Below are 26,978 nucleotides of genomic sequence, written 5' to 3' on the forward strand. Positions count from 1 at the left end.
CGTCGGCCGTTCCCCTTCTTGTCCCCCAACGGAGAGGTGCACGTGTCCGCCAGGCTGGAGGCCGACCACCTGTACAAGGTGTTCGGCAGACGACAGGACCAGGCAGTCGAACGACTGCGAGCCGGAGCCGACCGGGAGGAGCTGCGCGCCGACGGCACCACCGCCGCCGTGATCGACGCCTCCTTCACCGTGGACCCGGGGCAGATCTTCGTCGTCATGGGCCTGTCCGGCTCCGGCAAGTCCACGCTGCTGCGCATGCTCAACGGACTGCTGGAGCCCACCGCCGGGCACGTCCGCTTCGACGGCCGCGACCTCACCGCGCTCGGCGACCGCGAGCTGCGCGAGGTCCGCGCCCGCAAGATCAGCATGGTCTTCCAGCACTTCGCCCTCTTCCCGCACCGCAGCGTCCTCGACAACGCCGCCTACGGCCTCGCCGTGCAGGGGGTGCCCCGCGCCGAGCGCGAGAAACGCGCCGCGCGCGCCCTGGAGCTGTGCGGCCTGGCCGGCTGGGAGACGTCGTGGCCGGACGAGCTGTCCGGCGGCATGCAGCAGCGCGTGGGTCTCGCCCGCGCGCTCGCCACCGACGCCGACCTGCTGCTGATGGACGAGTCCTTCAGCGCCCTGGACCCGCTGATCCGCCGCGACATGCAGGACCAGCTGCTCACGCTCCAGAAGACGCTGAAGAAGACGATCGTGTTCATCACCCACGACCTCAACGAGGCCATGCGCCTCGGCGACCGCATCGCCGTGATGCGCGACGGCCGTATCGTGCAGAACGGCACGGCCGAGGACATCCTGCTGCGCCCGGCCGACGACTACGTGGCCTCCTTCATCCAGGACGTCGACCGCTCCCGGGTGCTCACCGCCGGCGCCGTCATGGACACCTCCGTCACGGCGGACGCCCCGCTGTGCCGCTGCGAGACCGCGAGCCCGACGACGCCGTTCGCCGAGCTGTGCGCCATCAGCGCCCGGGTGCCGCACCGCGTCTCGGTCGTGGACGGGGCGGGCCGCCTCGTCGGGGTGGTGCCGCGGCAGCGGCTGCTCGGCTTCCTCGGCGACGAGACGGCCGACCCCGTGCCCTGCGACGCCCCCGACGGGAAGGTGGCCGCCCATGCCTAGGCTCCACCTCGGCGACTGGGTCGACTCCGGTGTCGACTGGCTCGTCGCCCACCTGTCCTGGCTGTTCGACGCGGTCAAGGCCGTCGTCGAAGGCCTGTACGACGGCATCGACGCCGTCCTGACCGCCCCGCAGCCCCTGCTGCTCGCGGGCATCCTCGCCGTGCTCGCCTGGTGGCTGCGCGGCCTCGTCGCGGGCGTGCTGTCCTTCGCCGGCTTCGCCCTGATCGACTCGCTGGACCTGTGGGACCAGGCGATGTCCACGCTGTCCCTGGTGCTCGTCGCCACGCTGATCGCGCTCGCCGTGTCCCTCCCGCTGGGCATCTGGGCGGCCCGCTCCCGGGCGGTCAGCGCGACCGTCAAGCCCGTCCTGGACCTGCTCCAGACGATGCCGTCGATGGTGCTGCTGATCCCGGCGATCCTGTTCTTCGGGATGGGTGTGCCCGCCGGCGTCGTCGCCACCCTGATCTTCGCCCTGGCCCCCGGCGTGCGCATGACCGAACTCGGCATCCGCCAGGTCGACGCCGAACTCGTCGAGGCGGCCGAGGCGTTCGGCACGACCCCGCGCGACACGCTGCTGCGCGTGCAGCTGCCGCTGGCGCTGCCGACGATCATGGCGGGCGTCAACCAGGTCATCATGCTGGGCCTGTCGATGGTCGTCATCGCCGGTATGGTCGGCACCGGCGGCCTGGGCGGCGCGGTCAACGAGGCCATCGGCCAGCTCGACATCGGCCTCGGCTTCGAGGCCGGCCTGGGCATCGTCGTCCTCGCCATCTACCTGGACCGGCTCACCGGCGCCCTCGGCACCCGGCTGTCCCCGCTCGGCCGGCGCGCCGCCGCCAAGGCCCGCACGACCGCGTGGTCCTACCGCCCGCGCCCGGCCGTCGCCGTGGCCTGCGTCGCCGCCCTCGCCCTCGTGGCGGGCGGACTGGGCGTCTTCGGCGGCCCCTCCGGCACCGCCGAGGCCACCGGCGAGAACGTCGGCCGGGGCAAGGAGGTCAAGCTCGGCTACATCCCGTGGGACGAGGGCATCGCCTCCACCTACCTGTGGAAGGAGATCCTCGAACAGCGCGGCTTCAAGGTCACGACCACCCAGTACGCGGCCGGCCCGCTGTACACCGGCCTCGCCACCGGCCAGCTCGACGTCCAGACCGACGCCTGGCTGCCCACCACCCACGCCGAGTACTGGCAGAAGTACGGCAAGCGGCTCGACGACCTCGGCCAGTGGTACGGCCCCACGTCCCTGGAGCTCACCGTCCCCTCGTACGTGAAGGACGTGAACTCGCTGGCCGACCTGAAGGACAAGTCCGCCGAGTTCCACGGCAGGATCGTCGGCATCGAGCCCAGCGCCGGCATGATGGGCCTGCTCAAGGACAAGGTGCTCAAGGAGTACGGCCTGCAGGGCTCCTACGAGGTCGTCGACGGCTCGACCCCGGCGATGCTCGCCGAGCTGAAGCGGGCCTACGCCAAGAAGCAGCCGGTCCTCGTCACCCTGTGGTCCCCGCACTGGGCCTACGCCCAGTACGGCCTGAAGAAGCTCAAGGACCCGCGGGGCGCCTGGGGCAAGGGCGACGGCGTGCACACGGTCGCCCGCCAGGGCTTCGCCGAGGACAACCCGGAGGCCGCGCGCTGGCTGAAGGACTTCTCCATGACCGAGCGGCAGCTCACCGACCTCGAGGCGCGGATCCAGCAGGCCGGCAAGGGCAAGGAGCAGGACGCCGCGCGCGCCTGGCTCGCCGACCACCCCGGCCTGCTCGACAAGTGGGCCCCGGCCGACGGCGGCGCGGCCGGCACCAAGGCGGCGGCCGCGGCCGACAGCGGGGCGGCCGGGTGACCTGACCCACCCGGCCACCGCCCGGGAGGCGGGCCGCACCGTACGACGACGTACGGTGCGGCCCGCCTCGTGCGTCCGGGGACACCACGGCAAGGATCCGGCCAACCACGCAGAGCCACGTCGACACCCGAACTCGGGCCCGCAGGGCGCGCGGACGGCGATTCGCGCCCCGGGAGCGGAACACGGAGAGCCGTCCGTACGCTGAAGACGTCAGGGAACCGCACCCCGGGTTCCCGCCCGGGCGACCGCTCGGGGATGATCCACTGGCGCGAACCGGCCGCTGGGACGTCACCCGTCGTGTCGTCGATGTGACGGGCACATGAAACGGTTTGCCGAACATGCGTAGGGTGCAGACAACCGAGCAGAGGCGGTCCCCGCGCGGCGGGGCACTCGGACCGGGGAGCGACGGGCCAAGGAGGGAGCCGGAGCGATGGGCGACCACAAGGAACAGCCCCTGCGGGTCGGCGCGGCCGTGCGCCGCCGCCGCCGGGCCCTCGACCTGACCCTCGCCGTCGTGGCCGAGCGCAGCGGTCTGTCGGTGCCCTTCCTGAGCCAGATCGAGAACGACCGGGCGCGCCCCAGCCGCGGCTCCCTGGAGAAGGTGGCCGACGCGCTGCGCACCACGGCCGTCGAGCTCCTCGCCGCCGCCGACCCGGCGTGCAGCGTCGACGTGGTGCGCGCCGAGATCGGCGAGCCGGGCCCCGACCCGCAGTCCCGGTCCCTGGTGCGCGGCCACCACCAGATGCACGCGACCGAGTTCACCGGCGACCACGACGCGGGCCGCGAGTTCCAGTTCCGCAACGACCAGTTGATGTACGTCGCGGACGGCGCCGTGGAGATCGAGGCCGAGGGCCGCGCCTACCGCCTGGGCCGCGGCGACACCCTGTACCTGACCGGCGGGGTCCGCCACCGCTGGCGGGCCACGGTGCCGGACACCCGGATCGTGGTCGTCGCCGTCGCCGAGCACATCGAGGCGGTCCGGGACCGCAAGCGCCGGTGAGGGTCGTCTCCCTCGTCCCCTCCCTGACCGAGGCGATCGCCGTGACGCTGCCGGACGCCCTGGTCGGCGCCACCGACTGGTGCAGCCACCCGGCCGGCCTCGACGTCACCCGCGTCGGCGGCACCAAGAACCCGAAGACCGACCGCATCGCCGCCCTCGCCCCCGACCTGGTGGTGGCCAACGAGGAGGAGAACCGCCCGGAGGACCTCGCCGCCCTGCGCGCGGCGGGCGTGCCCGTCCTGGTGACCGAGGTGCGCGACGTCCCGGCGGCCTTCCGCGAGCTGGAGCGGGTGCTGCGGGCGTGCGGCGCCGGCGGCCGCCCGCGCTGGCTGGACGAGGCGGAGGCGGCCTGGACGGACCTCGCCCCGCCCCCGCGCCGCACGACCGCCGTCGTGCCGGTCTGGCGCCGGCCGTGGATGGTGCTGGGCCGCGACACCTTCGCCGGCGACGTGCTGGCCCGGCTGGGCGTGGACCACCTCTACGCCGACCACGCGGAGCGCTACCCGAGGGTCCCGCCGGCCGAGCTGCGCGCCGCGCGCCCCGACCTGGTGGTCCTCCCCGACGAGCCGTACCGCTTCACCCCGGACGACGGACCCGAGGCGTTCCCCGGCCTGCCCTGCGCGCTCGTCGGCGGGCGGCACCTGACCTGGTACGGCCCCTCGCTCACCGAGGCCCCCCGGGAGCTGGGCGCGGCCCTGCGAGCAGCGCGCCGCTGAGCAGCCCGCCCGCGGTGCGCACGGCGGCGACGCCCCAGGCGCCGACCAGCAGGACGTACAGCGCGACCGCGAGCACGTCGTAGACGACCAGCCCGGTGTGCCGGGCCAGCGCTGCCGCGCCGGTGACGCAGGTGCCGACCGGGAAGGTGAACGCCCACCACGTCATCGAGAAGCCCAGGCCCTGCCGCCGCGCCCGCACCACGTGCGCCGTGGCGAGGCACAGCCACAGCAGGGCGAAGCCCGTCACCGGCACGCCGTACAGCACGGCCAGCACCCGGAAGCCGTCGGCGTACGGGGCGGGCACCACGCCCGGCGCCACGTCCGCGAAGCGCCCCACGGCGGTGGTGGACTGGCCCAGGGGCCCGAGCACCAGGAACAGCGTCGGCGTGAGGGCGAGCGGCAGCGGGCCGCGGGTGACGAGCCGCGCGAACACCAGCGGCAGCATCAGGAAGGTCGCCAGCAGGCTCACCCCGAACAGCGCGACGCAACCCAGCAGCAGCGTCGCCCGGGCCTGACCGGCCGGGAGGTACGGCACCAGCGCCGGCCCGAGCGCCGCCGACACCATCGGCGCCACCAGCGGCAGCAGCCACACCGGCGTCGCCTGCCCCGGCTCGTCACCCCCGGGCCGCTGCCGTACGGCCATGAGGTACGGCACCGCGACCGCGGTCGCGAGCCCCACGGCCGTACCGGCGGTGAACAGCACGGCGTCCAGGGCGACGGCCGGCCCGGTCCCGATCCAGTCCCGGCCCACGCCCAGCGCGCCACCGCCCACCGCGAGCAGGGCCATGGCCAGGCAGCCGTAGAAGGGCACGACCGCCGGGTCGCGCAGGTGGGCGCGGGCCTGGTCGCGGTGGTGGGCCCAGTGCAGGGCCCGCGCCACGAGCAGAACGGCCAGCAGGACCAGGGAGAGCGCCCAGACGGCCCCGCAGGCCGCGCGCAGCCCCGGCAGCCGCAGGGGGAGCGCGGCCCCGGCCGTGGCCACGATCGCGGTGCCCATCACGCACGCGTACCAGTTCGGGCCGAGGTGCCGCAGGGCGGGCAGGCGCGGGGCGGGGCGGACGCCAGGGGAGACGGACAGGGGCTGGGCTGCGGTGACCATGCCTCCACGCTGCCGCCGGGAGCGCTCCGCGACCAGGGAGGACGTCTCTATGAGGACATAAGCTGGTCTTATGACTGAGGGAGAGACGGGAGCGGCCGGAGGGGCTGGAGCGGCTGGGGCCGGGCACGCGTCCGCGGCGGGCGGTACGCCGGGGACCGGGCGCCCGCCGGCCGGCTCGCTGGCGCACCGCGTGCCCGACCTCGGCGCGCTGGAGCTGCTGCTGGCCGTGGCACGGCTGGGCAGCCTCGGCGCGGCGGCGCGCGAGGTGGGGATCACCCAGCCCGCCGCCAGCAGCCGCGTCCGGTCGATGGAGCGGCAGCTCGGCGTGGCGCTGGTGGACCGCTCACCGCGCGGCTCGCGGCTCACCGACGCCGGGGCGCTCGTCACGGACTGGGCGCGGCGGGTGGTCGAGGCGGCGGAGGCGTTCGACGCGGGCGCCCAGGCGCTGCGCGACCGCCGCGACTCGCGGCTGCGGGTCGCGGCGAGCATGACCATCGCCGAGTACCTGCTGCCGGGCTGGCTGCTCGCGCTGCGCGCCCAGCGGCCCGACACGGCCGTGTCCCTGCTGGCCGGGAACTCCACGGCGGTGGCGGAGCGGCTGCTGACGGGCGAGGCGGACCTGGGCTTCGTGGAGGGGCTGACGGTCCCGGCGGGCCTGGACTCGGCGGTGGTCGCCCACGACCGGCTGATCGTGGTGACCGCCCCGGGGCACCCGTGGGCCCGCCGCCGCGCCCCGCTGTCCGCCGCCGAGCTGTCGACGACGCCCCTGATCCTCCGCGAGAAGGGCTCGGGCACCCGCCAGGTGCTCGACGCGGCCCTCGGCGGGCTGGCCCGCCCGCTGATCGAGCTGTCCTCGACCACGGCGGTGAAGGCGGCGGCGGTCGGCGGGGCAGGGCCCTCCGTGCTCAGCGAGCTGGTGGTGCGGGAGGAACTCGCCGTCCGGCGGCTGGTGGCGGTCCCGGTGGCCGACGTGTCCCTGACCCGGGACCTGCGGGCGGTCTGGCCGACCGGCCACCGCCCGACGGGCCCGGCCCGCGACCTGCTGACGCTCACGCGCACGTGACGCGCCGCTGGGATGCACGCGTGCGGGGGGACGCTGCGGGGGTCCACGCGTGCGTGGGGGACGCTGCTGGGCTTCGCGTACGCGTGAGGGTCGCTGCTCGGCTTCACCCGCGCGTGCCCCCACTGGCCTTCACGCTCACGGGACGCCGCTGAGCTTCACGCGCGCGTGCCCCCGCCGGCCCTTACGCGCACGTGCCTCGCCGGGCCGCCCGCCTGGGGCTCAGCCGTATCTGTCCCTGCCGACCTCACGCGCACGTGCCCCGACGGCCCGCCCGGTCCACGAGTGCCCGCATCACCCGTACGTCGTCCCCCGCCTCCGGGTGCCACTGCACCCCCAGGACCCAGTCCTCCCCGGCCGGGCCCGTCCCGCCGGTGCCCCACTCCACGGCCTCGACCGTGCCGTCCTCCGCGTGCGCCGACGCGACCAGGCCCCGCCCGAGCCGGTCCACCGCCTGGTGGTGGTAGGTCGGCACCGCCGTCTGCTCCGGGACCACCTCCGCGTACACCGTGCCCGGCACCGGCTTGACCGGGTGCCGTCCGAACACGCCCGGCACCTCCGCGTGGCCGTCGACGTGCTGCACCAGCGTCCCGCCGAGAGCGACGTTCAGCAGTTGCATGCCCCGGCAGATGCCGAGCAGCGGCACCCGCGCGGCCAGCGCCGCCCCGATCAGCGCGAGCTCCCAGGCGTCCCGCTCCCGCGCGGGCGGCCCGGTGCGGGGGTCGGCCTCGGCGCCGTAGCGCACCGGCTCCACGTCCGGTCCGCCCGCGATCACCAGCCCGTCCAGGCGGGCCACGGCCGCCGCCGCGTGCTCGGGCGCGTCGGGCGGGAGCATCGCCGCGAGGCCCCCGGCCCGCTGCACCAGCCGCGGGTAGCCGGCGGGCAGCAGCGCGGCCTCCAGCTGCCACACGCCCCACCGGGTCCCGGCCTCCAGGTACGTGCTCACACCGATCAGCGGTCGCCCGGCCATGCGCCCTCCCGGGGGTGCCTCAATGGACTGTCTACGGACCTTTGGGTCCCGTGCCCCGTGCGTCCCGGCGGACCGTACCGTCGTGCGCCCGTCACGTCAGGAACCCCCTGAGCAGCGCCGCCGTCCCCGCGCAGTGCTCGCGCATGATCTCCCGCGCGGCGTCCGCGTCGCCGTCCAGCACCGCCTCCACCAGGGCGTCGTGCTGGCGCTGCGAGTGCTCCAGGTTGCGCACCAGCAGCGGGATGCAGTCCAGCAGGTCGTTCACCGTGGCGCGGACCGCCGCGTACTGCGCGGCCAGCGTCGGCGAGCCGGACAGCTCGGCCAGCGTCAGGTGGAGCAGGGTGTCGCGCCGCCGGTAGTCGGCCAGCGGGGCGTCCCGGGTCGCGGCGAGCGCCGCCCGCAGCCGCCCGGCCCGCTCGCCGCCGGTCCCGTGCGCCGCGCACAGGCCGGCCGCGCCGACCTCCAGCACCTCGCGGAACCGCAGCACGTCCTCCACGTCGACCCCGGCCACCCGCCGGCGCAGCTCGTCCTCGCCGCCCGCCGCACCGCCCCGGGGGCGCGGCAGCACGAACGTCCCGCCGTAGCGGCCCCGCCGGGACTCCACCAGCCCCTGGTCCTGGAGCACCTTCAGCACCTCCCGGAGCGTCACCCGGCTGATCCCCAGCCGCTCCGCGAGGACCCGTTCGGCGGGCAGCCGTCCGCCGTCCGGCACCAGGCCCAGCCGGACCACCTGCAGGATCTGCTCCAGTGCCTCCTCGAAGCCGTTGCCCGCCCGCACCGGCCGCAGCACCGGGGTCAACCGGTCCGGTGCCGTGTCACCCGCGTCCCCAGGCATCCGGCCGTGCCCCCTTCCCAAGCAATGGTTCCCCGCCATACCTTATGGCTTCCGGTCGGCGGAAGCAGCCGAAGCCCCGAAGGAGGCCCTCCCGTGGCAGACCGCACGCCCCCGCTCTCCGTCGAGGAACTGCACGTCCTCGTCGCGAGCGGTGAGATCGACACCGTCGTCCTGGCCTTCCCCGACATGCAGGGGCGCCTCCAGGGCAAGCGGTTCGCCGCCCGCTTCTTCCTCGACGAGGTCCTCCACCACGGCACCGAGGGCTGCAACTACCTCCTCGCCGTCGACGTCGAGATGAACACCGTCGACGGCTACGCCATGTCCTCCTGGGACCGCGGCTACGGCGACTTCGCCCTGCACCCGGACCTGTCCACGCTGCGCCGCATCCCCTGGCACCCGGGCACCGCCCTGCTCGTCGCCGACCTCGCCTGGGACGACGGCTCACCCGTCGTCGCCGCGCCCCGGCAGATCCTGCGCCGCCAGCTGGAGCGCCTGGCCGAGCTGGGCCTCACCGCGCAGGTGGGCACCGAGCTGGAGTTCATCGTCTTCAAGGAGACCTACGAGCAGGCCTGGGACGCCGGCTACCGGGGCCTGACCCCGGTCAACCAGTACAACGTCGACTACTCCGTCCTCGGCACCGGCCGCATCGAGCCCCTGCTGCGCCGCATCCGCAACGAGATGGCCGGCGCCGGCCTCACCGTGGAGTCCGCCAAGGGCGAGTGCAACCCCGGCCAGCACGAGATCGCCTTCCGCTACGACGAGGCCCTGGTCACCTGCGACCAGCACGCGCTCTACAAGACGGGCGCCAAGGAGATCGCCGCCCAGGAGGGTGTCTCGCTCACCTTCATGGCCAAGTTCAACGAGCGCGAGGGCAACTCCTGCCACATCCACCTGTCGCTCACCGACGCCGAGGGCCGCAACGCCATGGCCGGGGACGGCGAGGGCGGCATGTCCGCGCTGATGCGGCACTTCCTGGCCGGCCAGCTCACCGCCCTGCGGGACTTCTCCCTGCTGTACGCGCCGCACATCAACTCCTACAAGCGGTTCCAGCCCGGCTCGTTCGCGCCGACCGCCGTCGCCTGGGGCCCCGACAACCGCACCTGTGCGCTGCGCGTGGTCGGCCACGGCCGCTCGCTGCGCTTCGAGAACCGGCTGCCCGGCGGGGACGTCAACCCCTACCTCGCCGTCGCCGGCCTGGTCGCCGCCGGGCTGTACGGCGTCGAGCACGAGCTGCCGCTGCCCGAGCCGTGCGTCGGCAACGCCTACGCCGCCGACTTCACGCACGTGCCCACCACCCTGCGCGAGGCCGCCGAGCTGTGGGAGAACAGCCCCGTCGCCCGGGCCGCGTTCGGCGACGAGGTGGTCGCCCACTACCGCAACATGGCCCGCGTCGAGCTGGACGCCTTCGACGCCGCGGTCACCGACTGGGAGCTGCGCCGCTCCTTCGAACGCCTGTGAGGCCCCCCGTGCCCGCCGCCCCCGCACTCACCCTGGACGTCCTGAACCCCGCGACCGAGGAGGTCCTCGCCACCGTCCCGGCCGCCACCGCGGCCGACGTGGACGCGGCCGTCTCCCGCGCGGCCCGCGCGCAGACCGCGTGGGCCGCCCTGGCGCCTGCCGACCGCGCCCGCCTGCTGCGCCGGTTCGCCGCCGTCGTCGACGAACACGTCGAGGAGCTGGCCCGGTTGGAGGTCCGCGAGGCCGGGCACACCCTCGGCAACGCCCGCTGGGAAGCGGGCAACGTCCGCGACCTGCTCGACTACGCGGCCGGGGGAGTGGAGCGGCTGACCGGCCGTCAGATCCCGGTGGCGGGCGGCCTCGACGTCACCTTCCTGGAGCCGCTGGGCGTGGTGGGCGTCATCGCCCCCTGGAACTTCCCCCTGCCCATCGCCGCCTGGGGCACCGCCCCAGCGCTCGCCGCGGGCAACGCCGTCCTCCTCAAGCCGGCCGAGACGACCCCGCTGACGGCCCTGCGCCTCGCCGAACTCGCCCTGGAGGCAGGCCTGCCCGAGGGACTCTTCCAGGTCCTCCCCGGCCACGGGCCGGTGGCGGGGGACGCCCTGGTCGAGCACCCGGGCGTCGCCAAGATCGTGTTCACCGGGTCGACGGCCGTGGGCCGCCAGGTGCTGGCGAAGGGCTCCGCCCTGCTCAAGCGGGTCACCCTCGAACTCGGCGGCAAGAGCCCCAACATCGTCTTCGCCGACGCCGACCTGCGCGCCGCCGTCGACCCCTTCTCCTTCCTCGACAACGCCGGCCAGGACTGCTGCGCCCGCACCCGCATCCTGGTCCAGGAGTCCGTGTACGACGAGGTCGCGGCCCTCCTCGCCGACGCGCTGGCCGCCGTGGTGGTCGGCGACCCGGCCGACGAGAAGACCCAGATGGGCCCGCTCATCTCACGCCGCCAGCTCGACCGGGTCCGCGGGTACGTCCCCGACGACGCCCCCGCCCTGCGCGGCAGCGCCCCCGACGGCCCGGGCTTCTGGTTCCCGCCGACCGTCCTGACCGGCGAACGGCCCGACTCCGCCGCCGCCCGCGAGGAGATCTTCGGCCCCGTCGCCGTGCTGCTCCCCTTCACCGACGAGCAGGACGCCGTCCGCCTCGCCAACGACACCCCGTACGGCCTGTCGGGCTCCGTCTGGACCCGTGACGTCGGGCGCGCCCTGCGCGTCTCGCGCGCCGTGCGGGCCGGCAACCTCTCCGTCAACTCCCACTCCAGCGTGCGCTACTCGACGCCGTTCGGCGGCTTCAAGCAGTCCGGCCTCGGCCGGGAGCTGGGCCCGGACGCCCTCGCCGCGTTCACCGAGACCAAGAACGTCTTCCTCAGCACGGAGGCCTGAGCCGCATGACCGAAGCACAGATCTGCCGCCGCCTGGTCGGCCGCACCGCCGTCGTCACCGGGGCCGGCAGCGGCATCGGCCTCGCCGCCGCCCGCCGGCTCGCCGCCGAGGGCGCCCACGTGGTCTGCGGCGACATCGACGAGACCAGCGGCAAGGCCGCCGCCGAGGAGGTCGGCGGCACCTTCGTCAAGGTCGACGTCACCGACCCCGAGCAGGTGGAGGCGCTGTTCCGGACGGCGTACGAGACCTACGGCAGCGTCGACGTCGCCTTCAACAACGCCGGCATCTCCCCGCCCGACGACGACTCCATCCTGGAGACCGGCCTGGAGGCGTGGAAGCGCGTCCAGGAGGTCAACCTCACCTCCGTGTACCTGTGCTGCAAGGCGGCCCTGCCGTACATGCGGCGCCAGGGCCGGGGCTCGATCATCAACACCGCGTCGTTCGTGGCCCGGATGGGCGCGGCCACCAGCCAGATCTCCTACACCGCGTCCAAGGGCGGCGTGCTCGCCATGTCCCGGGAACTGGGCGTGCAGTTCGCCCGGGAGGGCATCCGCGTCAACGCCCTGTGCCCGGGCCCGGTCAACACCCCCCTGCTGCGGGAGCTGTTCGCCAAGGACCCCGAGCGGGCCGCGCGCCGGCTGGTGCACATCCCGGTCGGCCGGTTCGCCGAGGCCGAGGAGATCGCCGCCGCCGTCGCCTTCCTGGCCAGCGACGACTCCTCGTTCGTCAACGCCACCGACTTCCTGGTGGACGGCGGCATCTCCGGGGCGTACGTCACCCCGCTGTAGGACGCCGGGGGCCGGGGCGGCCGGGGCCTACAGGAAGGTGTGCCCCTCGCCCCGGTACGTCGGCACGGTCGCCGTGACCCGGTCGCCCTCGACCAGGTGCAGGCTGTCGAACCGCTCGCACAGCTCACCGGCCTTCGCGTGCCGGAACCACACCTTGTCGCCGATCAGCAGGTCGTCCGCGGGGGAGCCGAGCAGCGGGGTCTGCACCTCGCCGGGCCCCTCCTGCGGGTCGTAGCGCAGCCCCTCCGGCAGGTACGGCACCGGCAGCCGGTCCGGCCCCGCCGCGCCGGAGGCGGGGTAGCCGCCGCCCAGCACCGTCACCACGCCCACCCCGGGCCGCCGGACGACGGGCTGGGCGAACAGCGCGGCCGGATGCCCGCTGAACGACGTGTAGTTGTCGAACAGCCGCGGCACGTACAGCCCGGACCCGGCGGCGATCTCGGTCACCGCGTCCTCGGCCGCGGTGCTCTGCACGCTGCCCGTGCCGCCGCCGTTGACGTACTCCAGGTCGGGTACGACCGCCCGCACCGCCCGCACCACCGCGGCCCGCCGCTCCACCAGCTCACGGCGCGCGGCCGCCTGCATCAGCCGGATCGCCCGGGAGCGCAGCGGCCGCCCGGCGAGCGAGTCCCCGACCCCCGCGATGTGCCCCTCGTACGCCATGATCCCGACGACCTTGAAGCCGGGCCGCCGGGACACCGCGCGGGCCAGGTCGGCGACCTCGGCGGGGGAGTGCAGCGGCGAGCGCCGGGCGCCGACCCGCACCCGACCGCCGAGCAGCCTCAGGGCGGTGTCCAACTCCAGGCAGACCCGCACCACTTCACGGCCGTCACCGCGCGCCGCGTCGATCAGGTCGAGCTGGGCGACGTCGTCGACCATGACCGAGACGGCCGAGGCCAGCTTGGGGTCCGCGGTGAGCTCGGCGAACCCGGCGCGGTCGGCGGACGGGTAGGCGAGCAGCACGTCGTCGAACCCGGACCGCGCCAGCCACAGCGACTCGGCCAGGGTGAACGACATGATGCCCGCGAACCCCTCCTTCGCCAGGACGCGTTCGAGCAGCGCGCGGCACCGCACGGACTTGCTCGCGACCCGGACCGGCTTGCCCCCGGCACGGCGGAGCAGGTCGTCCGCGTTGGCGTCGAAGGCGTCCAGGTCCACGATCGCGAGAGGGGCGTCGAGGTGGGCGGTGGCCCGGTCGTAACGGGCCCGGTCGGAGGCGCGCGCAGTCATGGACGCAGCCTGCCAGACGGGATTACCGCGGGGTAGGGGGACGATCCGGGCAGATGCCCCGGGGTCGCCGACTGGTTCCCGCTCGACCAGCGACAAGCCGTAGAGTGACGCGCACGCACGGCGGAACGGCCCCGGCCGGACGCCCGCGCCGGGATGCCGGTCCGCCCGTGCGGGTAGGTATGCGTGCCCAGGGGCGGACGGTCGCGCCCGCGCGGGACGCAGGGCACGCGTCACACGGGGCCCGCGCAGGACGGCCACGGCCCGGGCACGAGGAAACGGGGGGTGCATGAGCACGGAAGCACGCCGCGCCACCATCCCCCCACGCCCCGACACCCCGCCCCGCCCCGCGCACCCCCCGGCCCCTGACACCACGGTCGCCACGCAGCCCGCGCCCCCACACGCCGAGGACTCCCCGGCCGTGCCCCGCCCGACGCCGGCGCCCTGCACTTCATCGTCGCCCCGGCCCCCCGCGGCGGCGGCCGGTCCGGCGACGCCTGCGAGCGGTCCCCTCCCGGCCCCGGGTGCTCCGACGGCCCCGCCCCGGCCTTCCACCGCGCCCGCCGGTCCGGTGAAGGCACCGGTGACTGCCGAGACGCCCACGACTCCCGCGCCCGGGACGCCCGCGACACCGCGCACCGAGGGCCCGTCCCGTCCGTCGGCCCCGGGCGCCATACGCCCCGACGCCCCGACCGGCATACGCACGGCCACCACACCCGCCGGCGCCGCGGACCTCGACGCGCCCCCGCCCGCCGCCTCCGCCCGCTTCCCGGACGCCCCTCCGACTGCCGGGCGGCCCGTCGCGGGGTTCCGGCGGGGCGACAGCCCTGCGGAGCCCCGTCCGGCCGCCTCCGACGGCGCCCCGCCCGCCGCCTCCGCCCGCTTCCCGGACGCCCCTCCGACTGCCGGGCGGCCCGTCGCGGGGTTCCGGCGGGGCGACGCTCCGGCCGAGCGCCGCCCGGCCACCTCCGACGGCGCCACCCCAGCCGCCTCCGCCCGCTTCCCGGACGCCCCTCCGACCGCCGGACGGCCCGTCGCCGGGTTCCCGGGCGGTGACGCCCCGGCCGAGCGCCGCCCGACCGCCCCGGGCGGTGCCTCCCCAGCCGCTGCCGACGCCGCCCCGGCTGCCACCCCCTCCCGGCCCGGCACGACCGGCAGCGCGTGGTCCCCGTTCTCCCGGGCCCGGATGCCCGAGGCCGTGCCGCGCCACGACGACGCGGTCCCCGGCCGCGTCGCGGCCGTCACCGGTGCCCCGCCCGCCTGGACGCCCGCCGCGCCCGTGCGGCACCCCGACTTCGCGCCGTCCGGTGCGCGCACCGCCGCCGACCCGCACCCCCCGGGCCCGGACCCCGCCCTCTCCTGGAGCGCGCCGCCGGCACCCGGCGGCTCCCCGCGGCCGCACGTCACGTTCGCGCGGCCCGAGGGCGTCGGGGAGGCGGGACGCGGGGACGGCGGCCGGGGCCGGGTCGTCGCCGCGGCGGTCAGCATGGTGCTGGGACTCGGACTCGTCGTGGGCGCCGCCACCGGCAGCTGGCTCGCCGGGGACGCCGCCGGAGCGGGCGAGCGCAGCGCCTACACGGCCGCCGCAGGACTGTGGCACAGCGTGCCCGTCGACCAGCTCTTCCCGCCCACCGTGACCGGGCGGGGCGCCGGCCCCGGCGGTGCCGACCGCACCTGGACCCGGATCGCCGTCGCGCCCGACGGCGGCTGCGCCGACGCGTTCGACCCGCTGCTGCGCCAGGTCCTCGCGCCCGTCGGCTGCTCCCGCCTGCTGCGCGCCACCTACACCGACGCCACGCAGAGCTACGTCACCACCGTCGGCCTGCTGTTCACGACGGCCGACCCCGCGGCGATGCGCGCCCTGGACACCCGGTTCGACAAGGAGGGCCTGGCCCGCCGAACCGACCTGCTGCCCCGCCCGTACGCCGCCCCGGGAACGGCCGCCGCCGGGTTCGGCGACCGGCAGCGCGCCTCCTGGACGGTCTCCGTCCTCACCGACGCCCCGGTCGTCGTCTACGCCGTCTCCGGCTGGGCCGACGGCCGCACCGTCGCCGTACCGCAGCCCGCCGCCGAGGCCGCGGCGACCGGTGCCACCACGGCCCCCGCCCAGGCCGGGCTCGGCAACGAGGCCAAGGGCCTGGCCGACCGTGTCGAGCGCGGCCTGCGCACCACCGCCGCCTCCCCCTCGGCGCGGCCCTCATGACCGCCGGCCGCACGACCCGCAGGGCCGGCGTCCTCGGCTGTCTGCTGGCCGCCGCCGTCGCCCTCGTGCCGCCCACCGCCGCCCACGCGGACGGCATCCGCGGCCAGCAGTGGGCGCTGGACGCCCTGCACACCCAGGATGCGTGGCGGACCACCCGCGGCAAAGGCGTCACCGTCGCCGTCCTGGACACCGGCGTCGAGGCCGACCACCCCGACCTGGCCGGCAACGTCCTGCCCGGCGAGGACCTGGTCGGCTTCGGCGCGACCGAGGGCGACCGCGCCTGGGCCCGCCACGGCACCGCGATGGCCGGGATCATCGCCGGCCACGGACACGGCCCCGGCGACGGCGACGGTGTCCTGGGCATCGCCCCCGAGGCGAAGATCCTGCCGGTGCGGGTGATCCTGGAGGACGGCGACCCGGCCCGCGCCCGCGCCCGCACCACCCGGGGGAACGCCCTCGCCGAGGGCATCCGCTGGGCCGCCGACCAGGGCGCCGACGTCATCAACCTCTCCCTCGGCGACGACTCCGCCTCCGCCCACCCCGAACCGGCCGAGGACGAGGCCGTCCAGTACGCCCTGCGGAAGGGCTCCGTCGTGGTCGCCTCCGCGGGCAACGGCGGCGAGAAGGGCGACCACATCTCCTACCCGGCCGCCTACCCGGGCGTCATCGCCGCCACGGCCGTGGACCGCTTCGGCACCCGCGCCTCCTTCTCCACCCGCCGCTGGTACGCCACGGTCGCCGCCCCCGGCGTCAACGTGGTGATCGCCGACCCGGACCACAAGTACTACGAGGGCTGGGGCACCTCGGCCGCCTCCGCGTTCGTCTCCGGCGCGGTCGCCCTGCTGCGGGCCGCCCACCCGGACCTGACCCCGGCCCAGATCAAGAAGCTGCTGGAGACCACCGCCCGCAACCCCCCGAGCGGCGGCCGCGACGACTCCCGCGGCTACGGCTTCATCGACCCGGCCGCCGCCCTGGAGGCCGCCGCGCGGCTGAAGCCCGAGGGCCTGACGACCCAGTCCTACGGCAGGAAGTACTTCGGCCCGGGCCCGGACGCGGCCGACCGTTCCGACGGCACCGCGGACTGGGCGGGCCCCCTGGCGGGCGGCACGGGTGCCGTCCTGCTGGTCGCGGGCGTGGTCCTGTGGCGCGGCCGCCGCCGGGACGCCGACCGGACCCCGCCGGGATACGACCACTAGCCACGCGAACGGCCGCCGCCCCAACCGGCTCCGCGCCAAGAGCCCCCGCCCCACCGTCGGCTACCCCTCCGCGGCCCCCGCGAGCGCCGTCACCGCCGCCCGCGCCGCGGCCTCGACCAGGGCGATCCCGTCCTCCTGGGCGGCCGTACCGCTCGACAGCACGGCGACCAGGCAGGTGCGGCCCCCGGCCGTGATCCGCCCGATGCTGTTGACGTCCCACAGCCCGGTCGTGCTCCGCGGCAGCCAGCCGTTCTTCAACGCCCACGCCGACCCGTCGGCCGCCGCCGAGACCCCCCACCGCTGCCCCACAGTGATCCGCTCCATCAGCCCCTGGAGGTACGCCCGGGAGGCGCCGGTCAGTTCGGGGGCCTCGTCCCCGGTGTCTCCGAACACCTGTCGCAGCAGAGCCAGTTGGTCCGCGGCCGTCGTCTGCGTCAGCCCCCACAGCGCGCCCTCGCCGCCGGTGGTCGCCGTCAGCCCGAACCGCGCGTTCGCCGCGTCCAGCCCCTCCGCCCGCCCGATGGCGTCCCACAGCGCCGACGCGGAGGCGTTGTCGCTGCGCTCGATCATCGCCGTGGCGTACGCCTCCTCCCGCGCGGTCAGCTGCCGCCCCGCGTCCTGGGCCCGCAGCAGCAGCGCCGCCAGGATGTCGACCTTGACGATGCTGGCCGTGTCGAAGACCGCGTCGCCGTACACCGCGTGAGCCCCGGAGCCCACGTCCAGGACGGCCACGGACACCTTCGCGCCGTCCGGCACGTCCACGGACGCCAGCGCCGCCCCGAGGACGGCGTCGTGGTCGGCCGCTGACTCCGCCACGGGCTCCACCGCCGCCTCCCCGCTCGCCGACCCCGCGGGCGACGGTACCGCGGCCGTGCCCGGGTGCGCCCCGGCCCGCACGTAGACCGTGCCGCCGGCGGTCGCACCCACGACGGCGACCACGGCGAGGGTCGTGCACAGCAGCAGGCGGCGGGTCCGCGGGGGTCTGGCACGGCGGCGCCTCGGGGCAGTGGGGGACTCCATGCCGGCGATGCTGGAGCCGGGCGCTGTGGCCACCGTGGGACGGAGGTGAGAACCGCGTCAGGGGCCGCTGAGAAATCCGTGAAAGGAGTGCCCCGGGAGGCGTCCGGCGGCGTCCGGCCCCGCACGAGCTGCGCGGCATCCCCCCGATAGGGTCGGGACCGTGGCGAACAAGAACATCCCCGACCCCGGCTTCTCCGACGACGACGGCTCCGCCGACCCCCGGCTGAGCGCCGCGCTGGCCGCCTGGGCCGAGGACCGCACGGCCGTCGGGCCCGTCCTGGCCGCGCTCGAGGGTGCCCGGCTGCTGGTGCCCGTCGTCGCCGTGCTCGGCGAGGTCGAGGAGGACGAGAACGGCCTGCGCCGCGAGAAGACCTCCGACATGGCCGTGCCCACCCTGAAGGCCGGCGGCCGCACCGCCCTGCCCGCCTTCACCTCCACCGCGTCGCTCGCCCGCTGGGACCCCGGGGCCCGCCCCGTCGCCGTACCGCTGCACCAGGCGCTCCAGGCCGCCGCGCACGAGAAGGCGGACACGGTCGTGCTGGACCTGGCCGGGCCCGTGCCCTTCGAGCTGACCGGACCGGCCCTGCTCGCGCTCGCCGAGGGCCGCACCAGCACCGACCCGCTCGCCGACCCGGCGGTGGTCGGGGCGGTCCGCGCGGCAGTGGCCGCGGAGCCCGCCGTCCTGCGCGCCCACCTCGGCCCCGGACAGGCCGACGGCACGCTCGCCCTGGTCCTGGACCCGGCCGCCGCGCCCGCCGAGGCCGCCCGCGCGGTCGCCGGGCGCCTGGCCGCCGACGAGACACTGAGGGCCCGCCTGGTGCGCGGCCTCGACCTGGCACTGCTGCCGGCCTCGGCCACGCCCCCGGGCGAGCCCCTGTACGTGCGCGACGCGGACGCGACGTAGACGACGTGTGCGACGCGAACGGCTAGCCGTAGATCGGCCCGGTGTACTTCTCGCCCGGTCCCTGGCCCGGCTCGTCCGGGACGATCGACGCCTCGCGGAAGGCCAGCTGCAGCGACTTCAGGCCGTCGCGCAGCGGGGCCGCGTGGAAGGAGCTGATCTCCGTCGCCGACGCGTCCAGCAGGCCGGCGAGGGCGTGCACCAGCTTGCGCGCCTCGTCCAGGTCCTTGTACGCGTCGCCCTCCTCGGTCAGCCCGAGCTTCACCGCGGCGGCGCTCATGAGGTTCACGGCGACCGTCACGATCACCTCGACGGCGGGGACCTCGGCGATGTCCCGGGTCATCTCGTCGAAGTCGGGGGCGGGGGACTGGGGAGGGGTGTCACTCATGTCCCACACGATAGGCCCCGGACCACGCCGGTTCGCACCACCCCCGGGCAGCTGCTAACCTTGTGTGACGACCGGCCGGACACCAGCGTGCTCGGCCCACAAGTGGAGGCTCCGAACTCCCACCTGACGCCCCCAGGGCGGCGGGTCATCCGGTCAGACGGCCGCCATCGTTCCGTACGGACGATGGAGCGCCGTCCGAAAGCGCGCCCCGCGGTCTCGCGGCGGTGCTCCGGTAGTGCGAGGAGCCCCGTCTGTGATCGTCCGGGGCATTTTTTGTGCCGCGGCGCGGTTAGGTCTTACGAAAACAGACGTTACGCGGCGCTCAAGCCAGAGGGTCGCGTGGTGCTACCGAGGAGGATCCATCAGCGCCGAGCCCCGCATCAACGACCGGATTCGCGTTCCCGAGGTGCGACTTGTCGGTCCCAGTGGCGAGCAGGTCGGCATCGTGCCGCTCGCGAAGGCACTGGAGCTTGCGCAGGAGTACGACCTGGACCTGGTCGAGGTCGCGGCGAACGCCCGCCCGCCGGTCTGCAAGCTCATGGACTACGGGAAGTTCAAGTACGAGTCGGCCATGAAGGCCCGTGAGGCGCGCAAGAACCAGGCGCACACGGTCATCAAGGAGATGAAGCTCCGGCCGAAGATCGACCCGCACGACTATGACACCAAGAAGGGTCACGTCGTCCGGTTCCTCAAGCAGGGCGACAAGGTCAAGATCACGATCATGTTCCGTGGTCGTGAGCAGTCCCGGCCCGAACTGGGCTACCGACTGCTCCAGCGGCTGGCGGAGGACGTCCAGGACCTCGGGTTCGTCGAGTCGAACCCGAAGCAGGACGGCCGCAACATGATCATGGTTCTCGGTCCGCACAAGAAGAAGACCGAGGCCATGGCCGAGGCCCGGCAGGCCCAGGAGGCTCGCAAGGCCGAGGCGAAGGCGAACCCGGGCAAGTCGCAGAACGCGGCCGACCCGGACGCCGTGAACGCCGAGGTCCACGACGAGGCTCCGGCCGAGGCCCCCGCCGAGGCGTGACCCCGGGGGACACCGTCCCCAGGACCAACCGAAACCAGAGCGACGCTCCACCCCGTGCCCGGTTCCACGAACCGGGCACCGGAGCGCCACCCACGAGGAGAGAACGGCGCTATGCCGAAGAACAAGTCGCACAGCGGTGCCAGCAAGCGCTTCAAGGTCACCGGCTCCGGCAAGGTGCTCCGCGAGCGCGCCGGCAAGCGCCACCTGCTCGAGCACAAGTCGTCCCGCGTGACGCGCCGCCTCACCGGCAACGCCGAGATGGCCCCGGGCGACGCCGCGAAGATCAAGAAGCTTCTCGGCAAGTGACGTCGCGGCGCCCGGTCCCCGGACCGGCGCGCGCCGTACGTCAGCAGGACCGGGACCCAATCGATTCCGGGCCGTGTGAGTCCCCCCACGGCCCCGCTACAAGGAGTTAAACAAGTGGCACGCGTCAAGCGGGCAGTCAACGCCCACAAGAAGCGCCGGGCGATCCTCGAGCAGGCCTCCGGCTACCGCGGTCAGCGTTCGCGCCTGTACCGCAAGGCCAAGGAGCAGGTCACCCACTCGCTGGTCTACAACTACAACGACCGCAAGAAGCGCAAGGGCGACTTCCGTCAGCTGTGGATCCAGCGCATCAACGCCGCTGCCCGCGCGAACGGCATCACGTACAACCGCTTCATCCAGGGTCTGAAGGCCGCCAACGTCGAGGTGGACCGCAAGATCCTCGCCGAGCTGGCCGTCAACGACGCCGGTGCGTTCGCCGCGCTGGTCGAGGTCGCCCAGAAGGCCCTGCCGAGCGACGTCAACGCCCCGAAGGCCGCGTGACGCTGCCCCGGCGCCAGCCGACGTGACCCCGAAGGACCCGCAGGCTCCAGGCCTGCGGGTCCTTTGCTGCCCCCGCCGCCGAGCCGGCCGCACGACGATGAAGGTGAACCAGGCATGCCCCCCGCCAGCCCCGAGCTGATCTCCCCCCGTTCCCCCCGCGTCGCCGCCGCACGGCGGCTGGCCAGGCGGAACTTCCGGAGCAAGGAGCGGCTGTTCCTCGCGGAGGGACCGCAGGCCGTACGGGAGGCGGCCGCGTACGGCGCGGACACCCTCCTGGAGCTGTTCACCACCGTGGAGGCCGCCGAGCGCCACGCGGACATCGTCGGCGAGGCCCGCGCGGTCGGCGCCCGCGTCCACCTCGCGGACGAGCAGGTCATCGCCGACATCTCCACCACCGTGACCCCCCAGGGACTGGTCGGCGTGTGCGCGTTCGTCGACACCCCCTTCGAGGACGTCCTCGCCGCCCGCCCCCGTCTCGTCGCCGTGCTCGCCCACGTGCGCGACCCCGGCAACGCGGGCACCGTGCTGCGCTGCGCCGACGCCGCCGGGGCCGACGCCGTCGTCCTCACCGACGCCTCCGTCGACCTCTACAACCCCAAGGCCGTCCGCGCCTCCGTCGGCTCGCTGTTCCACCTGCCGGTCGCCGTCGGCGTCCCCGTCGAACGGGCCGTCGCCGGGCTCCAGGACGCCGGGGTCCGCATCCTCGCCGCGGACGGCGCGGGCGACCGCGACCTCGACGAGGAACTCGACCGGGGCACCATGGGCGGCCCCACCGCCTGGGTGTTCGGCAACGAGGCCTGGGGGCTGCCCGAGGAGACCCGGGCGCTCGCCGACGCCGTCGTCCGCGTCCCGATCCACGGAAAGGCCGAGAGCCTGAACCTCGCGACCGCCGCGGCCGTATGTCTGTATGCGTCGGCCCGTGCACAGCGCGCCTCCGGAGGGTGCCGCTCCGTCACGGAGGGCTAGTAGGGTGACCTGCTCGGGGATCCTCGTCTGGGAGGTGGGGTGCGGGGATGAGCGTGGGCACGAGCAGCACACCGGGAGGCCGCGACGTGCGGCAGCCGCCGGCGGCCGCCCCGCCCGGTGACCCCGCCGACGCCGTCGCGTCCGCCCCGGACACCGACCCCGACGACCTGCCCGACGGCCTCGTCGTCGCCGACGCGCAGGGCCGCGTCGTCCGCTTCAACGCCGCCGCCGAGCGCATCACCGCCACCCGGGCCGCCGACGCCCTCGGACAGCCGCTGGAGAAGGCACTGCCGCTGGAGGACCTGGAGGGCCGGCGCTGGTGGCCGCTCACCGACCCCTACGGCGGACTCGCCATCCGGGTGCGCCAGCCCGAGCGCAACCTCCTGCTCCCCGGCGGCCGGGAGGTCCTCGTCACCGCCCGCTACGTCCGCGCCCGCCCCACCGGCCCCGTCCAGCGCGTCGTCGTCAGCCTGCGCGACACGGAGGCCCGCCGCCGCACCGAGCGCTCCCACGCCGAGCTGATCGCGACCGTCGCCCACGAACTGCGCTCGCCCCTGACCTCCGTGAAGGGCTTCACCGCCACCCTGCTCGCCAAGTGGGAACGCTTCACCGACGACCAGAAGCGCCTGATGCTGGAGACCGTCGACGCCGACGCCGACCGCGTCACCCGGCTCATCGCCGAGCTGCTCGACATCTCCCGCATCGACAGCGGACGCCTGGAGGTGCGGCGCCAGCCCGTCGACATGGGCGCCGCCGTCGGCCGCCACATCCAGGCCTACGTCGCCGCGGGCCAGCCCGCCGACCGCTTCCTGCTGCGCATCGAGCAGCCCCTGCCCGCCCTGTGGGCCGACCCCGACAAGATCGACCAGGTGCTCAGCAACCTCATCGAAAATGCCGTGCGGCACGGGGAGGGAACCGTCACCATCGACATCACGCCCGCCGCGTCCCCCCGTGAGGGGGAGGACACCGGCACGTCGGTCACCGTGAGCGACGAGGGCGCCGGCATCCCGGAGGAGTCCATGAACCGCGTCTTCACCCGCTTCTGGCGGGGCAGCAAGCGCGGCGGCACGGGACTCGGGCTGTACATCGTCAAGGGCATCGTCGAGGCCCACGGCGGTGTCATCACGGTCGGCCGCGCCCCCGGCGGCGGCGCCGAGTTCCGATTTACGCTGCCCGTGGCGGCCCCGGCGTACCTCACCTGAGGCCCGGCCCCGGCCCCACGGGCGCATTCGCTCACCTCAACCCCGTTAGACTCGGCGTTCGGCACCTTTGTGTCCTGCACACGGCCCTCCGAGCGACGCAGAGCCGGTCACGGGGACCACCGCCAGCCAACGGAAGCACGGGAAGAGATGTCGGCACCCAATAAGTCGTACGACCCAGTCGAGGTCGAGGCCTTGAAACCGGAAGAGATCGAGCGCATGCGGGACGAGGCGCTCGCCGCCTTCGCCGCCGCGGACTCCCTCGACGCGCTCCAGGAGGCCAAGGTCGCCCACACCGGGGGCACCTCCCCGCTGTCGCTCGCCAACCGCGAGATCGGCGCCCTGCCCCCGCACGCCAAGGCCGACGCCGGCAAGCGCGTCGGGCAGGCCCGCGGCGCCGTGAACAAGGCCCTCGCCACCCGCCAGGCCGAGCTGGAGGCCGAGCGCGACGCCCGCGTGCTGGTCGAGGAGTCGGTGGACGTCACCCTGCCGTACGACCGCGTCCCGGCCGGCGCCCGCCACCCGCTCACCACGCTCTCGGAGCGCATCGAGGACATCTTCGTGGCCATGGGCTACGAGGTCGCCGAGGGCCCCCAGGTCGAGGCCGAGTGGTTCAACTTCGACGCCCTGAACATCGGCCCGGACCACCCGGCCCGCGGCGAGGCGGACACCTTCTTCGTGCAGGGCCCGGACGGCGGCGCCGACTCGGGCGTGGTGCTGCGCACCCACACCTCGCCCGTGCAGATCCGCTCCCTGATGGAGCGCGACCTGCCGGTCTACGTGATCTGCCCCGGCCGCGTGTACCGCACCGACGAGCTGGACGCCACGCACACCCCGGTCTTCCACCAGGTCGAGCTGCTCGCCGTCGACGAGGGCCTGACCATGGCCGACCTCAAGGGCACCCTGGACCACATGGTCCAGTCGCTGTTCGGCGAGGGCATGAAGACCCGGCTGCGGCCGAACTTCTTCCCGTTCACCGAGCCGTCCGCCGAGATGGACATGGTGTGCTACGTCTGCCGCGGCGAGTCCGTCGGCAACCCCGACCGCCCCTGCCGCACCTGCTCCTCCGAGGGCTGGATCGAGCTGGGCGGCTGCGGCATGGTCAACCCGCGGGTGCTCACCGCCTGCGGCGTCGACCCGGAGAAGTACAGCGGCTTCGCCTTCGGGTTCGGCATCGAGCGGATGCTGATGTTCCGCCACAACGTCGAGGACATGCGAGACATGGTCGAGGGTGACGTCCGGTTCACCCGGCCGTTCGGGATGGAGATCTGATGCGGGTCCCGCTTTCCTGGCTGCGGGAGTACGTCGACCTGCCGGCCACCGAGACCGGCCGCGACGTCCAGGCCAAGCTGATCGCGGCGGGCCTGGAGGTCGAGACGGTCGAGCAGCTCGGCCACGACCTCAAGGGCCCCCTGGTCGTCGGCCAGGTGCTCACCATCGAGGAGCTGGAGGGCTTCAAGAAGCCGATCCGCTTCTGCACCGTCGACGTCGGCGGGGCCAACGGCACGGGTGAGCCCCAGGAGATCGTCTGCGGCGCCCGCAACTTCGCCGTCGGCGACAAGGTCGTCGTGGTGCTCCCCGGCGCGGTGCTGCCGGGCGGCTTCGCCATCGCCGCGCGCAAGACCTACGGCAAGACCTCCCACGGCATGATCTGCTCCAGCGACGAGCTGGGCATGGGCGACGACGGCAGCAAGGGCATCATCGTGCTGCCGCCCGAGACCGAGGTCGGCCGGGACGCCGTCGAGCTGCTCGAACTGGTCGACGAGGTCCTGGACATCGCCGTCACCGCCAACCGCGGCGACTGCCTGTCCATCCGCGGCGTCGCCCGCGAGACCGCCATCGCCTACGGCCTGCCGCTGCGTGACCCCGCGCTGCTCGACGTGCCCGCGCCCAACGCCTACGGCTACCCGGTCCAGGTCACCGACCCGGTCGGCTGCGACCGCTTCACCGCCCGCACGGTCAGCGGCCTCAGCCCCGAGGCGCGCTCGCCGATCTGGCTCCAGCGCCGGCTGCAGAAGGTCGGCATGCGCCCGATCTCGCTGGCCGTCGACGTCACCAACTACGTGATGATGGAGCTGGGCCAGCCCCTGCACGCCTACGACCGCACGCTGGTCCAGGGCACCATCGGGGTGCGCCGCGCCCAGGAGGGCGAGAAGCTCGTCACCCTCGACGGCGTCGAGCGCACGCTGCACGCCGAGGACCTGGTCATCACCGACGACCGCGGCCCCATCGGCCTGGCGGGCGTGATGGGCGGCGCCAACACCGAGATCGCCGACCACGACGACCTGGAGAACGCCACCAGCGACGTCGTGATCGAGGCCGCGCACTTCAACGCCGTCTCCATCGCCCGTACGGCCCGCCGCCACAAGCTGTCCTCGGAGGCGTCCCGCCGCTTCGAGCGGGGCGTCGACCCGCAGGCCGCGGCGGCCGCCGCGCAGCGCACCGTCGACCTGCTGGTCCTGCTCGCGGGCGGCACGGCCGACGCCGGCGTCACCGAGATCACCGCGCCGTCCGCGCCGCACACGATCAGCTGCCCGGCGAACCACCCCGACCGCGTCGCGGGCGTCGACTACGGCCGCGAGACCGTGGTGCGCCGGCTGCAGGAGATCGGCTGCGACGTGTACGGGCAGGACGAGCTGATCGTCACCGCCCCGTCCTGGCGGCCCGACCTCCTGGAGGCCAACGACCTGGCCGAGGAGGTCATCCGCCTGGAGGGCTACGAGAACCTGCCCTCCACGCTGCCCAAGCCGCCGTCCGGCCGCGGCCTGACCCACCGCCAGCGGCTGCACCGCCGTGTGGGCCGCGCCCTGGCCGGCGCCGGCTACGTCGAGGCGCCGAACTACCCCTTCGTCAGCGAGCACGTCTTCGACCAGCTCGGCCTGGAGGCCGACGACCCGGCCCGCCGGGTCGTGAAGCTGGTCAACCCGCTCAACGACGAGGAGCCGGCGCTGCGCACCTCGCTGCTGCCGGGCCTGCTCGGCGCGCTGCGCCGCAACGACGGCCGGGGCTCGCACGACCTGGCCCTCTTCGAGACCGGCCTGGTCTTCCAGCCGCGCGAGGAGCAGCGGGCCGCCGGGCACCTGCCCGTCGACCGGCGCCCCACCGACGAGGAGCTCGCCGCGCTCGACGCCGTGCTGCCCGAGCAGCCGCGCCACGTCGCCGTGGTCCTCGCGGGCGCCCGCGAGCAGGCCGGCTGGTGGGGGGAGGGCCGCCCGGCCGGCTGGGCCGACGCGGTCGAGGCGGGCCGCCAGGTCGCGCGCGAGGCCGGCGCCGCACTCGGCGTCCGCAAGGGCCAGTACGGTCCGTGGCACCCGGGCCGCTGCGCCGAGTTCGTCGTCGACCTGGACGGCGCGGAGCGGGTCGTCGGCCACGCCGGCGAGCTGCACCCGCGCGTGCTGAAGGCGCTGGGGCTGCCCGCGCGCACCTGCGCGATGGAGATCGACCTGGACGTCCTGGAGCGGGTCGGCGACGACACCCCGCAGGCGCCCCACATCTCCACGTTCCCCGTCGCCACGCAGGACGTCGCCCTGGTGGTCGACAAGCCGGTCCCGGCCGCCGAGGTCGAGTCCGCGCTGCGCGAGGGCGCCGGTGAACTCCTGGAGGCCATCCGGCTGTTCGACGTGTACGAGAACGAGGAGCAGCTCGGCGACGGCAAGAAGTCCCTGGCGTACGCGCTGCGGTTCCGCGCGGCGGACCGGACGCTCACCGTGGACGAGGCATCGGCGGCCCGCGACGCGGCCGTCGCCCTCGCCGGGGAGCGCACCGGAGCGGTGCTGCGCGGCTGATCCCGTC

The 26,978-nt window shown here is 74.9% G+C and carries 24 protein-coding genes; 18 read left to right on the forward strand and 6 right to left on the reverse strand.

Annotated elements, in window-relative coordinates:
- The first annotated feature begins 42 nt into the window (after positions 1-42).
- The 4 genes from AQJ30_RS18765 to AQJ30_RS18780 all read left to right on the forward strand — a co-directional run bounded on the left by AQJ30_RS18765 (position 43) and on the right by AQJ30_RS18780 (position 4,666).
- The gene (locus AQJ30_RS18765; RefSeq protein ID WP_067235777.1) at positions 43-1,119 is read left to right on the forward strand and encodes a quaternary amine ABC transporter ATP-binding protein; all 1,077 of its coding nucleotides are present in this window, start codon (positions 43-45) and stop codon (positions 1,117-1,119) included.
- Complete coding sequence (locus AQJ30_RS18770) at positions 1,112-2,950, forward strand: ABC transporter permease/substrate binding protein (protein ID WP_067235245.1); 1,839 nt, start codon at positions 1,112-1,114, stop codon at positions 2,948-2,950. Before AQJ30_RS18765 ends, AQJ30_RS18770 begins: the two co-directional genes overlap by 8 nt.
- Positions 2,951-3,380: 430 nt before the next feature.
- Entirely contained in the window at positions 3,381-3,950 is a 570-nt protein-coding gene (locus AQJ30_RS18775; protein WP_067235248.1) for a helix-turn-helix domain-containing protein, read from the forward strand.
- The gene (locus AQJ30_RS18780; RefSeq protein WP_067235249.1) at positions 3,947-4,666 is read left to right on the forward strand and encodes a helical backbone metal receptor; all 720 of its coding nucleotides are present in this window, start codon (positions 3,947-3,949) and stop codon (positions 4,664-4,666) included. The genes AQJ30_RS18775 and AQJ30_RS18780 overlap by 4 nt, the downstream gene beginning before the upstream one ends.
- Here the strand turns inward: AQJ30_RS18780 and AQJ30_RS18785 are convergent.
- Positions 4,614-5,765: a TDT family transporter gene (locus tag AQJ30_RS18785; protein ID WP_067235252.1), complete on the reverse strand. Its 1,152-nt coding sequence runs from the start codon at positions 5,763-5,765 to the stop codon at positions 4,614-4,616. The genes AQJ30_RS18780 and AQJ30_RS18785 overlap by 53 nt on opposite strands.
- 70 nt (positions 5,766-5,835) lie before the next feature.
- On the opposite strand from AQJ30_RS18785, the gene AQJ30_RS18790 reads away from it, so the two are divergent.
- On the forward strand, positions 5,836-6,828 hold the full coding sequence (locus AQJ30_RS18790) for a LysR family transcriptional regulator (RefSeq protein ID WP_067235254.1): 993 nt from the start codon (positions 5,836-5,838) through the stop codon (positions 6,826-6,828).
- 244 nt (positions 6,829-7,072) lie between these two features.
- On the opposite strand, the gene AQJ30_RS18795 is transcribed toward AQJ30_RS18790, so the two are convergent.
- Both AQJ30_RS18795 and AQJ30_RS18800 read right to left on the reverse strand, forming a co-directional pair.
- Complete coding sequence (locus tag AQJ30_RS18795; protein ID WP_067235257.1) at positions 7,073-7,795, reverse strand: gamma-glutamyl-gamma-aminobutyrate hydrolase family protein; 723 nt, start codon at positions 7,793-7,795, stop codon at positions 7,073-7,075.
- A gap of 91 nt (positions 7,796-7,886) precedes the next feature.
- Positions 7,887-8,630 carry a FadR/GntR family transcriptional regulator gene (locus tag AQJ30_RS18800; RefSeq protein ID WP_067235260.1) on the reverse strand — a complete coding sequence of 248 codons (744 nt, stop codon included), beginning with the start codon at positions 8,628-8,630 and terminating at the stop codon, positions 7,887-7,889.
- 93 nt (positions 8,631-8,723) lie between these two features.
- Between AQJ30_RS18800 and AQJ30_RS18805 the strand changes: the two genes are divergently transcribed.
- From AQJ30_RS18805 to AQJ30_RS18815, 3 genes are read left to right on the forward strand one after another with little or no spacing between them, the layout of a single operon-like run.
- A complete protein-coding gene (locus tag AQJ30_RS18805; RefSeq protein ID WP_067235262.1) occupies positions 8,724-10,088 on the forward strand; it encodes a glutamine synthetase family protein in 1,365 nt (454 codons plus the stop codon).
- A gap of 8 nt (positions 10,089-10,096) precedes the next feature.
- A complete protein-coding gene (locus tag AQJ30_RS18810) occupies positions 10,097-11,467 on the forward strand; it encodes an aldehyde dehydrogenase family protein (RefSeq protein ID WP_107119623.1) in 1,371 nt (456 codons plus the stop codon).
- Positions 11,468-11,472: 5 nt separating this feature from the next.
- Positions 11,473-12,255 carry a 3-oxoacyl-ACP reductase gene (locus tag AQJ30_RS18815; RefSeq protein ID WP_067235268.1) on the forward strand — a complete coding sequence of 261 codons (783 nt, stop codon included), beginning with the start codon at positions 11,473-11,475 and terminating at the stop codon, positions 12,253-12,255.
- A gap of 27 nt (positions 12,256-12,282) precedes the next feature.
- Here the strand turns inward: AQJ30_RS18815 and AQJ30_RS18820 are convergent, their stop codons facing one another.
- Positions 12,283-13,485, reverse strand: a complete 1,203-nt coding sequence (locus AQJ30_RS18820) for an amino acid deaminase/aldolase (RefSeq protein WP_067235269.1) — start codon at positions 13,483-13,485, stop codon at positions 12,283-12,285.
- A 580-nt stretch (positions 13,486-14,065) separates the two neighbouring features.
- Here AQJ30_RS18820 and AQJ30_RS39430 point away from each other — a divergent pair.
- Both AQJ30_RS39430 and mycP read left to right on the forward strand, forming a co-directional pair.
- Positions 14,066-15,685 carry a hypothetical protein gene (locus AQJ30_RS39430; protein WP_245726991.1) on the forward strand — a complete coding sequence of 540 codons (1,620 nt, stop codon included), beginning with the start codon at positions 14,066-14,068 and terminating at the stop codon, positions 15,683-15,685.
- Complete coding sequence (gene mycP / locus AQJ30_RS18830) at positions 15,682-16,881, forward strand: type VII secretion-associated serine protease mycosin (protein WP_067235272.1); 1,200 nt, start codon at positions 15,682-15,684, stop codon at positions 16,879-16,881. The genes AQJ30_RS39430 and mycP overlap by 4 nt, the downstream gene beginning before the upstream one ends.
- Positions 16,882-16,941: 60 nt before the next feature.
- On the opposite strand, the gene AQJ30_RS18835 is transcribed toward mycP, so the two are convergent.
- Complete coding sequence (locus AQJ30_RS18835) at positions 16,942-17,901, reverse strand: serine hydrolase (protein WP_067235274.1); 960 nt, start codon at positions 17,899-17,901, stop codon at positions 16,942-16,944.
- 160 nt (positions 17,902-18,061) lie between these two features.
- Between AQJ30_RS18835 and AQJ30_RS18840 the strand changes: the two genes are divergently transcribed.
- A complete protein-coding gene (locus AQJ30_RS18840; RefSeq protein WP_067235276.1) occupies positions 18,062-18,805 on the forward strand; it encodes an SseB family protein in 744 nt (247 codons plus the stop codon).
- Between the two features lie 22 nt (positions 18,806-18,827).
- Here AQJ30_RS18840 and AQJ30_RS18845 read toward each other — a convergent pair whose 3' ends face one another.
- A complete protein-coding gene (locus AQJ30_RS18845) occupies positions 18,828-19,190 on the reverse strand; it encodes a DUF1844 domain-containing protein (protein ID WP_067235278.1) in 363 nt (120 codons plus the stop codon).
- Positions 19,191-19,551: 361 nt separating this feature from the next.
- Here AQJ30_RS18845 and infC point away from each other — a divergent pair, with 361 nt between their 5' ends.
- The 7 genes from infC to pheT all read left to right on the forward strand — a co-directional run bounded on the left by infC (position 19,552) and on the right by pheT (position 26,971).
- Positions 19,552-20,217 (forward strand): translation initiation factor IF-3, encoded by a 666-nt coding sequence (gene infC / locus AQJ30_RS18850; protein ID WP_079084155.1) that lies wholly within the window; start codon positions 19,552-19,554, stop codon positions 20,215-20,217.
- A 111-nt stretch (positions 20,218-20,328) separates the two neighbouring features.
- On the forward strand, positions 20,329-20,523 hold the full coding sequence (gene rpmI / locus AQJ30_RS18855; protein ID WP_004933563.1) for a 50S ribosomal protein L35: 195 nt from the start codon (positions 20,329-20,331) through the stop codon (positions 20,521-20,523).
- A gap of 114 nt (positions 20,524-20,637) precedes the next feature.
- Positions 20,638-21,021: a 50S ribosomal protein L20 gene (gene rplT, locus AQJ30_RS18860; protein ID WP_004002577.1), complete on the forward strand. Its 384-nt coding sequence runs from the start codon at positions 20,638-20,640 to the stop codon at positions 21,019-21,021.
- A 114-nt stretch (positions 21,022-21,135) separates the two neighbouring features.
- Complete coding sequence (locus AQJ30_RS18865) at positions 21,136-21,987, forward strand: TrmH family RNA methyltransferase (RefSeq protein ID WP_067235284.1); 852 nt, start codon at positions 21,136-21,138, stop codon at positions 21,985-21,987.
- A 47-nt stretch (positions 21,988-22,034) separates the two neighbouring features.
- On the forward strand, positions 22,035-23,189 hold the full coding sequence (locus tag AQJ30_RS18870) for a sensor histidine kinase (protein ID WP_067235287.1): 1,155 nt from the start codon (positions 22,035-22,037) through the stop codon (positions 23,187-23,189).
- 147 nt (positions 23,190-23,336) lie between these two features.
- Complete coding sequence (gene pheS / locus AQJ30_RS18875) at positions 23,337-24,458, forward strand: phenylalanine--tRNA ligase subunit alpha (protein ID WP_067235289.1); 1,122 nt, start codon at positions 23,337-23,339, stop codon at positions 24,456-24,458.
- A complete protein-coding gene (gene pheT / locus AQJ30_RS18880; protein WP_067235291.1) occupies positions 24,458-26,971 on the forward strand; it encodes a phenylalanine--tRNA ligase subunit beta in 2,514 nt (837 codons plus the stop codon). The genes pheS and pheT overlap by 1 nt, the downstream gene beginning before the upstream one ends.
- The last annotated feature ends 7 nt before the right edge of the window (positions 26,972-26,978 follow it).

The organism is Streptomyces longwoodensis (assembly GCF_001514125.1).
GTDB classification, from domain to species: Bacteria; Actinomycetota; Actinomycetes; order Streptomycetales; family Streptomycetaceae; genus Streptomyces; species Streptomyces longwoodensis.